Source organism: Streptomyces sp. NBC_00234 (assembly GCF_036195325.1).
Lineage (GTDB): Bacteria > Actinomycetota > Actinomycetes > Streptomycetales > Streptomycetaceae > Streptomyces.
In genome coordinates, this window is record NZ_CP108101.1 from 2,324,012 (window position 1) to 2,337,738 (window position 13,727).

Consider the following 13,727-nt stretch of genomic DNA (forward strand, 5'->3'; position numbering starts at 1 on the left):
TCGACGAGAACGTAACAAGGATGAAAGACGACCGAAAGACCTTGCGGAAGATTTCTGCAAGCCTCGGCGATCGTTACATCTGCGTGTCCTCAAGGTTGCCGTCAGGGCTCTTGACGAGAGCGTCGTACCCCTGCCCACCCCAGGCCACACCCGGTGTATCCGCAGTGCGACGATCCGACTGCAGCCAGCAAGCCGGGGCCGCAAGACCTTGCAAGACGTTGCTGGGAAGAGGGTGCGGGACCAGGATTTCAGCGGCCCGGAGCTGCCCGCCCGGCCGATTCCCGTACACGGTGGGCAATCCGACACAGGCCCGGTACAGTCCCCTTTCATGACCGCACGGCTTGCCGATATCGCAACTCAGGCGGGGGTCAGCGAAGCTACGGTCAGCCGTGTACTGAACGGCAAGCCCGGTGTTGCCGCTGCCACCCGCGAATCCGTCCTCGCGGCGCTCGACGTCCTGGGCTACGAACGCCCGGTACGCCTGCGCAGGCGCAGTGCCGGTCTCGTCGGTCTCATCACGCCCGAGCTGGAGAACCCGATCTTCCCGGCGCTGGCCCAGGTCATCGGCCAGGCGCTGACACGACAGGGCTACACCCCGGTGCTGGCGACCCAGACCCCCGGCGGCTCCACCGAGGACGAGCTCACGGAGATGCTCGTCGACCGGGGCGTCTCGGGCATCATCTTCGTCTCGGGGCTGCACGCGGACACGTCCGCCGATATGCAGCGCTACGAACAACTGCGCGCACAGGGCGTTCCCTTCGTTCTGGTCAACGGCTTCTCGCCCAAGGTCCAGGCTCCCTTCATCTCTCCCGACGACCGCGCCGCGATGCGGCTCGCGGTGACGCATCTCGTCTCGCTCGGGCACCAGCGGATCGGCCTGGCGGTGGGCCCCAAGCGCTTCGTCCCGGTGCTCCGCAAGATCGAGGGCTTCCACGCCACGATGCAGGAGCAGCTGGACCTCACCGCGGAAGCGGTGGAGGAGCTGATCCAGCACTCCCTGTACACGCTGGAGGGTGGCCAGGCGGCTGCCTCGGCGCTGATGGAGCGGGGCTGCACCGCGGTGGTGTGCGCCAGCGACATGATGGCGCTCGGCGCGATCCGCGCGGCCCGCCGGCTGTCGCGGGAGGTGCCGCGCGATCTGTCGGTGGTCGGTTACGACGATTCGCCGCTCATAGCCTTCACCGACCCGCCACTGACCACGATCCGGCAGCCGGTGACGGCGATGGGCCAGGCCGCGGTGCGGACGCTGCTGGAGGAGATCGGCGGGACGCCCGCTCCGCACAGCGAGTTCGTGTTCATGCCTGAACTGGTGGTTCGCGGCTCGACTGCCTCCGGCCCCGGTTCCGGCCCGGGCTCCCCCACCCGTTCGTGACATGCAGGATGTGCAACCGGATCCCGACCGGAGGATGATCGGGGAGTGTGGGACGTATCTGGCAGACTCTGCGCCTATGGGTGAATCGCAAGTGAAAACACAGGAAGGCCGGACAGCGGCCACCCCGTCACCCACCGCCGACGAGGCAGTCCCGGAGGCGAAGCCGAACGGCAAGCCGACGAGACTGCGGTCGATGCGGTCACCCCGCCGACCCCGGCTCTGGTTCGAGATCCTCCTGATCGCGGTGAGTTACTGGCTGTACTCGCTGGTGCGCAACGCCGTGCCGGAGCAGAAGGCAGCCGCCCTCCGCAACGCCGACTGGATCTGGTCGGCCGAGAAGGCCATGGGCATCGCTTTCGAGGAGACGGTCAACCAGGCGGTCAACTCGGTGACATGGCTGATCGTGTCGATGAACTACTACTACGCGACGCTGCACTTCATCGTCACCATCAGTGTGCTCGTGTGGCTGTTCCGCAGGCACCCGGGCCGCTACGCCGCGACCAGACTGATCCTCTTCGCGACCACGGGCGTGGCCCTGCTCGGCTACTACCTGTATCCCCTTGCGCCGCCCCGCCTGATGACCGGCGGGAACTTCGTCGACACGGTGCTGCTGCACCAGACCTGGGGCTCGATGGCCTCCGGCAACTTCAAGAACATGTCGAACCAGTACGCGGCGATGCCGTCGATGCACATCGGCTGGTCGCTGTGGTGCGGTCTGACCATCTTCGCGCTGGCCTCGGTGCCCTGGGCGCGTGTCCTGGGCCTGCTCTACCCGGCGGCCACCCTGGTCGTGATCGTGGCGACGGCCAACCACTTCTGGCTGGACGCCGTCGGCGGAATGGCCTGCCTGGCCTTCGGTTACGCGGTGTCCTACGCCTGGTACGGCTCGTTGCCGCACCGCCTCCCGAAGCTGGTGTCCTCCGGCGGGGGCCGGCTCGGCGCCCTGTCCCCGGAAGCGGCGACGGCGAAGTCCGGTTCCTCCCGCGTCTGAGAGCCGGCGCCGGGAGGACCCGGCGCCGGACCGGGTCAGGAGCAGTGCACGATGCGGCCACCGGTGACGGTGAGACGTACCGGAGCCTCCCCCAGTTCGTCCGCGGGCGCCTCCACCGGGTCCAGGCCGAAGGCCGTCAGGTCGGCCCGGTGGCCGACCGCGATGCGGCCCGCGTACGCCTGTTCCCCGGCGGCCACCGCCGCGTGCGAGGTACAGCCCTCCAGCGCCATCAGCCCCGTGAGCGCCTGCTCCGCGGTGACCGGCTCGGTGTCGTACGCGCCGGGGAGCCGCCGCAGCCGTGCCGTGGCCAGCACCTGACGTACGTCGTAGTGCGCGATCGGCCAGTCCGATCCCAGCGCCACGAAGGCGCCCGCGTCCCGCAGGTCACGGCAGCGCCAGGCCCTCGACGCCCGCTCGTCCCCGAGCCGCCTGGACCACTCGTCGGTGTGATCGGCCCGGGTGTACGCGGTGTGCGTGGGCTGCATCGAGGCGATCACCCCGAGCTCGGCGAACCGGGCGGCCAGCGCGCGCGGCACCGTCTCGATGTGCTCGATGCGGTGGCGGAGCCTGCCGCTCTCCCCCAGCGCGGCCACGGTGTCCAGGACGTGCCGGACAGCTGCGTCGCCGATGGCGTGGGTGGCGGTGCCGACCCCGTTGCGGTGCAGATGGTGCACGGCCTCGGTGTACGCCGCCGGGTCCGGCCAGAACGCCTCGGTGCCCTGGCCGTGGCAGTCGGGGTGCTCCAGCCAGGCGGTGCCGCCCTCGACGGTGCCGTCCATGAAGAACTTCACCCCGCCGACCCGCCAGAGCCGCCCGGCCTCGCTCTGAAGCCGCACCAGCTCGTCCAGGGCCACCTCGTCGGCGCCGGGCATGCACCAGGGCGCGAGCCGGAGCCGTACCGGCAGGTCCGTCACCTCCTCAACCGAGGCGAGCAGCCCGGGTACGGAGCCGTCGCCGAGGTCCATCACGTGGGCGCCGGTGAGGCCGGTCGCGGCCATCTGCGAGAGGAGCCCGACGAGGCGGGTGCGGCGCTCGGCGTACGAGGGCCTGGGCAGCAGCCCGGCCACCAGGTCCATCGCGGCGTGCTCGATCAGATGCCCCGTGGGGCGCCCGTCCCGGTCGCAGACGACCGTCGAGCGCTGGCTGAAGGCGCGGGGCCCGGTGATGCCCGCCCGCTCCAGGGCGGCGCCGCTGACGAGCGCGGAGTGGCCGTCGTAGAGCCGGACGAACGCGGGTGCGCCGCCCAGGGCCTCCTCGACGAGGGCACGGTCGACCGGGTGGCCGCCGAAGGCGTTGTGGTCCAGGCCCCAGGCGACGACCCAGCCCTCGGTGCGCTCCGCCGCGGCGAGGGCGGCCCGCAGACCGGCGAGGTCGCGGACGGCGCTGAGGTCGGCCCCGGTGGCCATGTCCAGGCCCATGACCGGGTGGCTGTGCGCGTCGACCAGACCGGGGGTGAGGGTGGCCCCGGTCAGGTCGACGGTCTCCGTTCCCGGACCGCGCAGCTCCCGCAGTCCTCCGGCATCCCCGACCGCGGTGATCACCCCGTCCGTGACGGCCACGGCGGTGGCCTCCGGCAGGGACGGGTCGAGGGTGCGGACGCGTGCTCCGGTGAGGAGGAGGTCGGCTGCGGGCACGGTGGGACTCCTTAGACGGTGGTGGTGGAGGAACGGACGGGTTCGGCGGGGTGCGGTGCCTCGTCGGGTTCGGCGGCGAAACCGGCGTACACCTCCGGCCTGGTCCTGCGCAGCCGGTGGGCGAGGACGAGGCCGGCCAGGAAGACGGCGGGGACCACGGCGACGAGCACGACGTTCACGCCGGTCGAGGCGCCGGAGAAGAGGTCGACGTTGTACACGACGAGGCCGAGCGCGGAGGCGAGGAGCACGGCGGCGACGATCGGTGCCACGACGGTGCGCAGCGCCCCCTCGCTGTGGGTGACGCTCCGGAAGTAGAGCGGGACGGCCAGGGCCGCGAGGAGCTGGAGCGCCATCAGGGCGATCATGCCGGGAGTGTTGACCCAGAGCAGGAGCTGCGCGTACGGGTCGGCGCCCGCCGCGGCGAAGGCGATGACGACGACCGCGCCGAGTGCGATCTGTGCCGCGCCCGCCACGTGGGGCGAACGGTGGCGCGGGTGGAGCCGGCCGAAGGCCGGGGGCAGTACGCCTTCCTCGGCGAGTGCGAGTCCGTACCGGTTGATCGCGTTGTGGAAGGCGAGGAGCGAGGCCAGGATGCTGGTGATGATCAGGAGGTGCATCAGGTCGGCGGCCCAGGGGCCGACGTACGTGGTGATGGCGGCGAAGAACATCCCGCCCGGGTCGGTGGCGGCGGCCTCGACGACCTTTCCGTCCCCGAACGCCTGGATGACGGCCCAGACGACGAAGGAGTAGAAGAGCCCGAGGAACGCCACGGCGATGTAGGTGGCGCGCGGGACGCCGCGGTCCGGGTCCTTCGCCTCGCGGCGGTAGATCACCGTCGACTCGAAGCCGGTGAACGCGGCGAAGGCGCAGGCCAGCACCGCCGCCATGCCGGGTACGAAGATATGGGCCGGGGCGAAGGAGGCGAACGAGATTCCGGTGGCGCCGCCGTCCAGCAGCACCCCGCCGGCCAGCAGGACGAGGATGCCGGTCTCGGCGACGAGCAGGACGCCGAGCAGCTTGGCGCCGAAGTCGATGGAGCGGAAGCCGCCGTACCAGACGACCAGCAGACCGGCGAGTGCGATGGGCAGCCAGGGCACGTCGATGCCCCCCATGGACTGCACGGTGTCCGCCGTGGCGGAGCCGAGGAGTCCGTAGACGCCGATCTCCATGCCGTTGTAGCCGAGCATGGCGAGCAGGGACGCGGAGATGCCGAGCGGGCGGCCGAGTCCGCGGGTGATGTAGGCGTAGAACGCCCCGCCGCTGCGGACGTGGCGGCTCATCGTGGTGAAGCCGACGGCGAAGATCGCGAGCGTGATGCCGGCGAGCAGATATCCGACCGGAGCGCCGATGCCGCCGAGCATGAGGGCGATCGGGGCGACCCCGGCCATCACGGTGAGCGGGGCCGCGGCGGATATGACGAAGAAGGCGATGTCAGCGGTGCCGAGCGTGCCTCTACGGGGAGTGGGCGCAGACATACGGAAGGGGCCCTTCTGCGACTGGCGGGGGCAGGGACCAGAAACCTAAAGGCTTTCGGTTTCGGCAATGTAGCCTCACGTCCAGGCATTGGGAAGACCCCTTCGGCAGACGTACGTCAGGAGAACCGCACATGGGACGGCCGCGCACCCGGCTGCTCGACCCCGAGCGCATCACCACCGTGGCGCTCGAACTCCTCGACGAGAAGGGAGACTTCAGCGTCCCGGAGATCGCCCGGCGGCTCGGGGTGCAGACCGGTTCGATCTACCACCACGTGGACGGACGGTCCGGCGTCGTCGAACTCATCCGGGAGCGGGTGTCCGAGGCGATCGACACGTCGACGCTCGGCCTGGAGCCCTGGGACGCCGCGATGACCGCGTGGGCCCGCTCCTACCGTGCCGCCTTCGCGGCGCACCCGCGCACGATCCCCCTGCTCACCATGAATCCGGTGCGCACGCCGAAGGTGCTGTCGCAGTACGAGCAGGCGGTACGGCTCCTGCTCGGGGTGGGGTTCCCGATCACGGAGGTGATGGCGGTGATCACCGCGCTGGAGAACCTGGTGCTGGGGTCGGCGCTGGACCTGGCCGCCCCGGAGACGATGTGGGAGCCCGCGGACGCCGCGGCGACGCCCCGGCTGACGGAGGCGCTGGCGGCCATGGGGCCCGCCCGGGCGGACGCGGCGTTCGAGATGGCCCTGGAGGCGTTCATGGCGCACTGCCGGGAGCGGGCCGGATCCGCTCCCTCCGGTGACTGAGGAGCGGGAGGCCGGGGGCGGAGCCCCCGGTCCGGGAGCCCGCGGTAGCGGCACCGGGGCCCGTCACGCCCCGTAGAACCGCTCCTCCACCACCGCCCTGGCACGCCGCGTGATCCGCCGGTAGTCGTCGAGCATGTCGCCGACGTGCCCCGGCTCGTACCCCAGATAGCGCCCCACGGCCGTGAGCTCCCGCGGGTTCGAGGGGAACGTGTCGCCGGGCCGTCCCCGTGCCAGCATCACCGCGTTGCGCACCCGCGTCGCCAGCACCCACGCCTCGTCGAGCGTCACCGCGTCCTCGGTCGGGATCAGCCCGGCCGCGCACGCGGCGGCCAGGGCCTCCCGCGTCCGCGTCGTGCGCAGTCCGGGCTCGGCCCAGCCGTGCTGCAACTGCATCAACTGCACGGTCCATTCGACGTCGCTGAGCCCGCCGCGCCCCAGTTTCGCGTGGAGCGTCGGGTCGGCACCGCGCGGCATCCGCTCGGACTCCATCCGGGCCTTGAGCCGGCGGATCTCGCGGACGGCGTCTTCCCCCAGGCCCTCCATCGGATACCGCAGCTGCTCGATCAGCTCGATGAAGCTGCGTCCCAACTCCTCGTCACCCGCGACGGGTTCGGCCCGCAGTAGCGCCTGGCTCTCCCAGACCAGCGCCCAACGCCGGTAGTACGCCTCGTACGACTTCAGCGTGCGCACCATCGGTCCGGTCTTGCCCTCCGGCCGAAGGTCGGCATCGATGAGCAACGGCGGGTCCGCCGTGGGAAGTTGGAGGAGCCTTCGCATCTCGGACACGACCGTGTTGGCCGCCTTGCTCGCCTCCTGGTCGCTCACGCCCTCGCGCGGCTGATGGACGAACAGCACGTCCGCGTCGGAGCCGTACCCCAGCTCGTGCCCGCCGAAGCGGCCCATGCCGATCACCGCGAAACGGGTCGGCAGGGTGTCCCCCCAGTGCTCCCGCACGGCGGCCCTCAGCGCGCCCGACAGGGTCGCGGCGTTCAGGTCGGAGACCGCCGAGCCGACCCGGTCGACGAGTGCGCCCAGGTCCTGTTCGGCGGGGCTGTCCTCCGTACCGTAGGAGCGGATGATGTCGGCGGCGGTCGTCCGGAACAGCTCCCGGCGCCGTACGCCACGCACCACGGCGACGGCGGCCTCGGCGCCCTCGGCCCGCCCCACCGCGGCCAGCACCTCCTGCTCCAGGTGGTCACGGGTGCGCGGCTTCAGTCCCTCCGGATCGCCGAGGATCGCGACGGCCTCCGGGGCGCGCAGCAGCAGGTCCGGGGCGAGGCGCCCGGCCGACAGGACGCGTGCGAGATTCTCCGCCGCCGCCCCCTCGTCGCGCAGGAGCCGCAGATACCAGGGGGTCTTGCCCAGCGCGTCCGAGACCTTGCGGAAGCCCAGCAGTCCGGCGTCCGGGTCGGCGGAGTCCGCGAACCAGCCGAGGAGCACCGGCAGCAGCGTGCGCTGGATGGCGGCCTTGCGGGACACCCCCGACGACAGCGCCTCCAGGTGCCGCAGGGCCGCGATCGGGTCCGCGTAGCCGAGGGCTTCGAGCCGGATACCGGCGGCCTTCGCGCTGAGCCGGGACTCTCCGGGGGCCAGCTGGGCGACGGCGTCCAGGAGCGGCCGGTAGAAGAGCTTCTCGTGCAGCCGGCGCACGACGGACGCATGCCGCTTCCACGCCTTGTTGAGCTCGGCGACCGGGTCCGTACGCATCCCGAGGGAGCGGCCCAGCCTGCGCAGATCCGCTTCGTCCTCGGGCACCAGATGGGTGCGGCGCAGCCGGTAGAGCTGGATGCGGTGCTCCATGGCGCGCAGGAAGCGGTACGCCTCGTCGAGCTGCGCGGAGTCGACGCGCCCCACGTAGCCCCCTTCGGCGAGGGCCCGCAGCGCCTCCAGCGTCGATCCGCTGCGCAGGCTCGCGTCGCTGCGGCCGTGCACGAGCTGGAGCAGCTGGACGGCGAACTCGACGTCCCGCAGCCCACCGGGTCCGAGCTTGAGCTCGCGGTCGACCCGGTCGGCCGGGATGGTGGCGACGACGCGGCGGCGCATCTTCTGCACGTCGGCGACGAAGTTCTCCCGGTCGGCGGCCTGCCACACCAGCGGCGAGACCGCCTCCACGTACTCGGCCCCCAGCTCGGGGTCACCGGCGACCGGCCGGGCCTTCAGCAGCGCCTGGAACTCCCAGGTCTTGGCCCAGCGCTGGTAGTACGCGAGGTGGGAGGAGAGGGTCCGCACGAGGGGTCCGTTGCGCCCCTCGGGGCGGAGGTTGGCGTCGACCGGCCAGATGGTGCCCTCGACGGTCGTGTCGGAGCAGATCCGCATCATGTGCGCGACCAGCCGGGTGGCGGCGGGCACGGCCTTGCTCTCCTCGACGCCGTCGACCGGCTCCCCCACGAAGATCACGTCGACGTCGGAGACGTAGTTCAGCTCGTGGCCGCCGCACTTGCCCATCGCGATGACGGCGACGCGGCAGAGGGCGGCGTCGGCGGGGGTGGCCGAACGGGCGATGGCGAGCGCCGCGCGCAGGGTGGCGGTCGCCAGGTCGGCGAGCTCGGCCGCCGTCTCGGCGACATCGATGGTGCCGCACACGTCGCGGGCCGCTATGGCCAGCAGGCAGCGGCGGTAGGAGACCCGCAGCGAGTCCGGGTCGACCGCGTCGGCGAGCCCCCGCTCGAACTCGGCCACCCCCGGATGCAGGTCGGTGGCCTCGTACGTGACGAGCGCCTGCCAGTCGCGCGGATGGCGGGCCAGATGGTCCCCGAGCGCCTCCGAAGCGCCGAGGACCCCGAGGAGCCGGTCCCGCAGGGGCTTGGCGGTGACCAGGGTGTCCAGCAGGATCTGGCGCTCGTCGGCGTCCTCGGCCTCGACCAGCCGGACGAGGCTCCGCAGCGCCAGATCGGGGTCGGCGGTCGCGCCGAGCGCTTCGAGCAGGACGGGATCGGACCGTACGGAGGAGAGGGCGTCGAGTTCCAGCAGCCGTTCGGCGGCGGACGGATCGGTGAAACCGTGCCGCAGCAGTCGGGTGAACGTACTGCTTCTGCGCCCCGGCACCGTCGTCATCCCGTGCTCTCCTGCCTGCCGACCGTCACATACCCGCAGTTCGAGCCTAGCCGGGCACCGATGAATTCGGAGCGGCGGCGGAGTCCACACTTCGCAGGCACGATGGAGAACAGGAGGTCCACCATGCCCGAGAAGGACCCGGTCACCGAGCTGGACGCCCGCTACAGCAGCGAGGGCGCCGCACCCCGCCCCTGGCAGGAGGCCGCCACGCTGCTCGGCGAGGCCGAGCTGTACTGGCTGTCCACCGTCCGCCCGGACGGCCGCCCGCACGTCACCCCGCTGATCGGGGTCTGGTCGGACGGCGCGCTGCACTTCTGCACGGGCCCGGCCGAACGCAAGGCGCGCAATCTGCTCGCCAACCCCGCGGTCGCGCTGACCACCGGGGCCAACACGCTGGACAAGGGCTACGACGTGGTCGTCGAGGGCCGGGCGGACCCGGTGACGGACGAGGCCGGGCTGACCCGGCTGGCCGCCGCCTGGGAGGCGAAGTACGGCGCGGACTGGCGCTTCGATGTCCGGGACGGCGCGTTCTTCACCGAGGCGGGCGGCCGGGCCCTGGTCTTCGCGGTGGCCCCGCGCACGGCTTTCGGCTTCGCGAAGGGCGAGCCGTTCGGCCAGACGCGGTGGCGCTTCACCTGAGCACCACCGCGCCCGTGTCCCGGCGGGGCGGATTCCGGAGGAGCCCGGCTCCTCCGGGAGCCGTGGCGACTCCCGGAGGGTCCGGGCGGAGGGTCAACGTTCCGGCCGGGTGCCGATCACGACGGTGGCGTACAGCTCATCGGAGGTGACCACCCGCGGGACCAGCCCTCCGCTGCCCACCGCCTCCTGCGCGCGGGCCGCCTGACGCTCACTCGTCTCGACCAGCAGACTGCCGCCCGGCGCCAGCCAGCTCGGAGCCTCCGCGGCCACCCGGCGCATGACGTCGAGTCCGTCGCCGCCGCCGTCGAGTGCCACACGCGGCTCGTGGATGCGCGCTTCGGCGGGCAGCAGTTCGACGTCTCCGGTCGGCACGTACGGCACATTGGCGAGCAGGACGTCGACGCGTCCGCGCAGGGAGTCCGGCAGGGGCGCGAAGAGGTCGCCCTCGTAGACCTGGCCGAGTTCGCCGACATTGTGCCGGGCGCACCGCACGGCGGCCGGTTCGACGTCGGTGGCGTGCAGTTCTACCCCGTCCAGGGCCGCTGCCAGCGCGGCTCCGAGCGCCCCGGAGCCGCAGCAGAGGTCGACGACGACGGACGGTGTCGGGGTGAGACCCACGGCCTGCCGGACCAGGAACTCGGTGCGGCGGCGGGGCACGAAGACGCCGGGGTCGACGCGGACCCGCATTCCGCAGAACTCGGCCCAGCCCAGGACGTGTTCCAGGGGCAGACCGGCGACGCGGCGCTCGACCATGCCGGCCAGGACGGCCGGGGTGCCGGCGGTGGAGAGGAGAAGTGCGGCCTCGTCCTCGGCGAAGACACAGCCTGCGGCGCGGAGGGTGGTGACGATCGAGGAGAGGGAGAGCGGTGACGCGGAAGCCGACATGAAGCGGACCCTTTCGGAAAGCCGATGGGCGCTCCGCGATCGTCTATGCCGGTTCGGTCACGCGATCGCCGGAAGGGAGCACCCAGCCTGATACAGCGGTAATGGGTCTCACCTCCTGAGTACGTCCCCGTGTGGGGAGGCATCACCTTACCCCAGGACCTGACGAACAGTGCGCGCCCCGGGACCCGGGGTCAGCGTCGCCGCGGACCGTGGTCGCGACCGCCGTCGATGAAGCGGTTGTGCACCGCCACCGAGGTGTTGGCCGCCCGGGTCTCCCGGATCTCCGCACTGTGGCGGCGCTCGATCTCCAGGCCGTCGAAATTCTGTGTCCGGCGCCGGGACCGGAGACCGACCCTGACGACCAGGAGCACGATCAGTGCGAGCAAGGTGCCGAGCAGCACGAGAACTTCCGTCATGTTTCCCCCGTCCAGAAGGACTTCATTGTCCGCGCGGGGGCCCCGGCCGTCCAGCGGTGAGCGGGCTGCCGCGCACCGACGCACGTGTGCCCCGCGCCGGACGGCACGGGGCACACGTCAACAACGCGAAAAACCCTAGCTCGTGTCCCTAGAGGTCCACGCTGTCGCGCAGCTTCGTCGAGGTCAGGAAGACCGACGCGACCACACCGACCACGGCGATGGCCGCCGAGATGAGGAAGATGTGACCCGTCGCGTCTCCGTACGCGGCCCGTACGACCTCCTGGATCTCCGGCGGCATGGCCGCCACGTTCAGGGTCGAGCCGCCGGAGGAGGACGCGGCCGGGTCGACGCCCAGCTTCGTGAGACCTGCGGCGATCTTCGTGGCGACCTGGTTGGCCAGCACCGCGCCCAGCACCGAGACGCCGATGGTGCCGCCGAGGGACCGGAAGAAGGTGATCGCACCGCTGGCCGCGCCGAGTTCACTGAGCGGGACCGTGTTCTGGAGGACCAGGACGAGGTTCTGCATCGACATACCGACACCGACGCCGACCGCGGCCATCCCGAACGACACGATGACCAGGGGGGTTTCGTGGTCGATCGTGGACAGGCCGAGGAAGCCCAGGGTGAGGACGACGACTCCGGCGATGATGTACGGCTTGACCTTGCCGGTCCTGGAGACCAGGCGTCCGGCGACGGTCGAGGAGACCAGCACACCGGCCATCAGCGGGATGGTGAGCAGACCGGCCTCGGTCGGTGAGTAGCCGCGGCCGATCTGGAAGTACTGGCCGAGGAAGACCGCTCCGCCGAACATCGCCATGCCGACCGCGAGGCTCGCGACGATGGCGAGGGCGGGGTCCCGGCGTCGTACGACGTCGAGCGGGACGACCGGTTCCTTGACACGGCCCTCGACCACCACGGCCGCCGCGAGGATCACTGCGGCGGCGCCGACCATGGCCGCCGTCTGCCAGGAGATCCAGTCGAAGTCGTTGCCGACGAAGGTGACCCAGAGCAGGAGCAGGCTGACGCCGGCCGCGATGAGGGTTGCCCCGAGGTAGTCGACCTTGACGTCCGGGCGGCGTACTTCGGTGAGGTGCAGGGTGCGGGAGAGCATCACGGAGGCGAGCAGCGTGAACGGTACGGCGATGAAGAAGCACCACCGCCAGCCCAGCCACGAGGTGTCCGTGATGAAGCCGCCGAGCAGCGGGCCGCCGACGGTGGAGACGGCCATGACGCCGCCGAGGTAGCCGTTGTACCGGCCGCGTTCCTTGGGGCTGATCATCGCGGCGATGATGACCTGCACGAGCACCTGGAGAGCGCCCATGCCGAGGCCCTGGAGTGCACGGAAGGCGATCAACTGCTCGGTGGACTGGGCGAATCCGCAGGCGATCGACGAGATGACGAAGATGCCGATGGATATCTGGAGCAGCAGCTTCTTGCTGAACAGGTCGGCGAGCTTGCCCCAGATCGGGGTGGAGGCCGTCGATGCCAGCAGCATCGCGGTGACGACCCAGGTGTACTGCGACTGGGTGCCGTTCAGCGAGCCGATGATCTGCGGGAGGGCGACGGAGACCACGGTGCTGCTCGTCATCGCCACGAACAGCACGATCAGCAGACCGCTCAGCGCTCGCAGGACATCGCGGTGCTCCATGGGCGCGACCTGGGGCGGCGCGGCCGTTTCTGCGCTCACGCGCAACCTCCGGGAGGTGTGGTCGGGGAGTAGAAGAATTCACCATACATGCACAGTGGGCAATTTTGCTCACTGCGCAATAATGCCCATCGGGCACGAAGGGGCGCGTTGATAATGGACAGCATGGAGAGCTCTGTGGGACTGCGGGAACGCAAGAAGGAAGCCACCCGCCGGGCCGTGCACGAAGCGACGCTGCGCCTCACCGTCGAGCACGGCTTCGACCAGGTGACGGTGGAGGCAGTGGCGGACGCGGCCGGAATCTCCCGCAGAACGTTCTCGAACTACTTCGCGAGCAAGGAGGACGCCCTCCTGTACGGCGAGGAACAGCAGATGGAGGCCCTGGTCGCGGCGGTACGCGAACGGCCGTCCGACGAGCCCGCCTGGCCCGCGCTGCGGGCCGCGATGACGGAGTTCTCCCGGAGGGTCGCGCCGCCCGAACGCGAATGGGCCGTACGCACCAGGCTCGCCCTGCGGCACCCTTCCCTGCTCGCACGCCAGCTCGCCAACCACGCCGCGATGGAACGGGACCTGGCCGAGGCCGTGGCCCAGCGCACGGGACCGGCGACGGGCGCGGTGCGTCCGCAGGTGATGGCCGCCGCGTTCCTCTCCTCGCTGCGCATCGCGATGCGCATGTGGATCGAGGAGGACCTGACCGGCGATCCCGGTGAACTGATCGACGGGATCCTCGACGAGATGGCCCGTAGTTTCAACTGACCCTGCCGGGACTCTCCCCCTGACATAATCTCCGCCTGGATCTCTTGCGGGGAAGGGGACTTGGGCGGATATGCGGTACGGCAGAACCACGGGAACCGGCCGAAGGCG

General features: G+C 71.1%; 11 protein-coding genes. 5 read left to right on the forward strand and 6 right to left on the reverse strand.

All coding sequences use genetic code 11. The features are described 5' to 3' along the window. Nucleotides 1-328 precede the first annotated feature (328 nt). A complete protein-coding gene (locus OG230_RS10090) occupies nt 329-1,372 on the forward strand; it encodes a LacI family DNA-binding transcriptional regulator (protein ID WP_328909822.1) in 1,044 nt (347 codons plus the stop codon). Nucleotides 1,373-1,463: 91 nt separating this feature from the next. Further along, nucleotides 1,464-2,363, forward strand: a complete 900-nt coding sequence (locus OG230_RS10095; protein ID WP_443051526.1) for a phosphatase PAP2 family protein — start codon at nt 1,464-1,466, stop codon at nt 2,361-2,363. Between the two features lie 35 nt (nt 2,364-2,398). On the opposite strand, the gene OG230_RS10100 is transcribed toward OG230_RS10095, so the two are convergent. Together OG230_RS10100 and OG230_RS10105 are read right to left on the reverse strand one after the other, a co-directional pair. Next, on the reverse strand, nt 2,399-3,997 hold the full coding sequence (locus OG230_RS10100; protein ID WP_328909824.1) for an amidohydrolase: 1,599 nt from the start codon (nt 3,995-3,997) through the stop codon (nt 2,399-2,401). 11 nt (nt 3,998-4,008) lie between these two features. Beyond that, complete coding sequence (locus OG230_RS10105) at nt 4,009-5,472, reverse strand: APC family permease (protein WP_328909825.1); 1,464 nt, start codon at nt 5,470-5,472, stop codon at nt 4,009-4,011. 131 nt (nt 5,473-5,603) lie between these two features. Between OG230_RS10105 and OG230_RS10110 the strand changes: the two genes are divergently transcribed. Further along, nucleotides 5,604-6,224 carry a TetR/AcrR family transcriptional regulator C-terminal domain-containing protein gene (locus OG230_RS10110; protein WP_328909826.1) on the forward strand — a complete coding sequence of 207 codons (621 nt, stop codon included), beginning with the start codon at nt 5,604-5,606 and terminating at the stop codon, nt 6,222-6,224. A 63-nt stretch (nt 6,225-6,287) separates the two neighbouring features. On the opposite strand, the gene OG230_RS10115 is transcribed toward OG230_RS10110, so the two are convergent. Beyond that, the gene (locus OG230_RS10115) at nt 6,288-9,278 is read right to left on the reverse strand and encodes a bifunctional [glutamine synthetase] adenylyltransferase/[glutamine synthetase]-adenylyl-L-tyrosine phosphorylase (protein ID WP_328909827.1); all 2,991 of its coding nucleotides are present in this window, start codon (nt 9,276-9,278) and stop codon (nt 6,288-6,290) included. A 123-nt stretch (nt 9,279-9,401) separates the two neighbouring features. On the opposite strand from OG230_RS10115, the gene OG230_RS10120 reads away from it, so the two are divergent. Further along, a complete protein-coding gene (locus OG230_RS10120; RefSeq protein WP_328909828.1) occupies nt 9,402-9,917 on the forward strand; it encodes a pyridoxamine 5'-phosphate oxidase family protein in 516 nt (171 codons plus the stop codon). A 93-nt stretch (nt 9,918-10,010) separates the two neighbouring features. On the opposite strand, the gene OG230_RS10125 is transcribed toward OG230_RS10120, so the two are convergent. The 3 genes from OG230_RS10125 to OG230_RS10135 form a co-directional block, all read right to left on the reverse strand. Then, entirely contained in the window at nt 10,011-10,802 is a 792-nt protein-coding gene (locus OG230_RS10125) for a putative protein N(5)-glutamine methyltransferase (RefSeq protein ID WP_328909829.1), read from the reverse strand. Between the two features lie 191 nt (nt 10,803-10,993). Next, the gene (locus OG230_RS10130; protein WP_328909830.1) at nt 10,994-11,218 is read right to left on the reverse strand and encodes a hypothetical protein; all 225 of its coding nucleotides are present in this window, start codon (nt 11,216-11,218) and stop codon (nt 10,994-10,996) included. Between the two features lie 148 nt (nt 11,219-11,366). Continuing rightward, nucleotides 11,367-12,866: an MDR family MFS transporter gene (locus tag OG230_RS10135; protein WP_328911357.1), complete on the reverse strand. Its 1,500-nt coding sequence runs from the start codon at nt 12,864-12,866 to the stop codon at nt 11,367-11,369. A gap of 162 nt (nt 12,867-13,028) precedes the next feature. On the opposite strand from OG230_RS10135, the gene OG230_RS10140 reads away from it, so the two are divergent. Beyond that, the gene (locus OG230_RS10140; protein ID WP_443051527.1) at nt 13,029-13,619 is read left to right on the forward strand and encodes an acyl-CoA-like ligand-binding transcription factor; all 591 of its coding nucleotides are present in this window, start codon (nt 13,029-13,031) and stop codon (nt 13,617-13,619) included. Nucleotides 13,620-13,727: the final 108 nt, after the last annotated feature.

What these genes read in the sequence shown, in the direction of transcription:
- OG230_RS10090 (WP_328909822.1), top strand. Translation starts at nt 329, where the DNA reads ATGACCGCACGGCTTGCCGATATCGCAACTCAGGCGGGGGTCAGCGAA.
- OG230_RS10105 (WP_328909825.1), bottom strand. Translation starts at nt 5,472, where the DNA reads ATGTCTGCGCCCACTCCCCGTAGAGGCACGCTCGGCACCGCTGACATC.
- OG230_RS10140 (WP_443051527.1), top strand. Translation starts at nt 13,029, where the DNA reads ATGGAGAGCTCTGTGGGACTGCGGGAACGCAAGAAGGAAGCCACCCGC.
- OG230_RS10125 (WP_328909829.1), bottom strand. Translation starts at nt 10,802, where the DNA reads ATGTCGGCTTCCGCGTCACCGCTCTCCCTCTCCTCGATCGTCACCACC.
- OG230_RS10135 (WP_328911357.1), bottom strand. Translation starts at nt 12,866, where the DNA reads ATGGAGCACCGCGATGTCCTGCGAGCGCTGAGCGGTCTGCTGATCGTG.
- OG230_RS10120 (WP_328909828.1), top strand. Translation starts at nt 9,402, where the DNA reads ATGCCCGAGAAGGACCCGGTCACCGAGCTGGACGCCCGCTACAGCAGC.
- OG230_RS10130 (WP_328909830.1), bottom strand. Translation starts at nt 11,218, where the DNA reads ATGACGGAAGTTCTCGTGCTGCTCGGCACCTTGCTCGCACTGATCGTG.
- OG230_RS10115 (WP_328909827.1), bottom strand. Translation starts at nt 9,278, where the DNA reads ATGACGACGGTGCCGGGGCGCAGAAGCAGTACGTTCACCCGACTGCTG.
- OG230_RS10110 (WP_328909826.1), top strand. Translation starts at nt 5,604, where the DNA reads ATGGGACGGCCGCGCACCCGGCTGCTCGACCCCGAGCGCATCACCACC.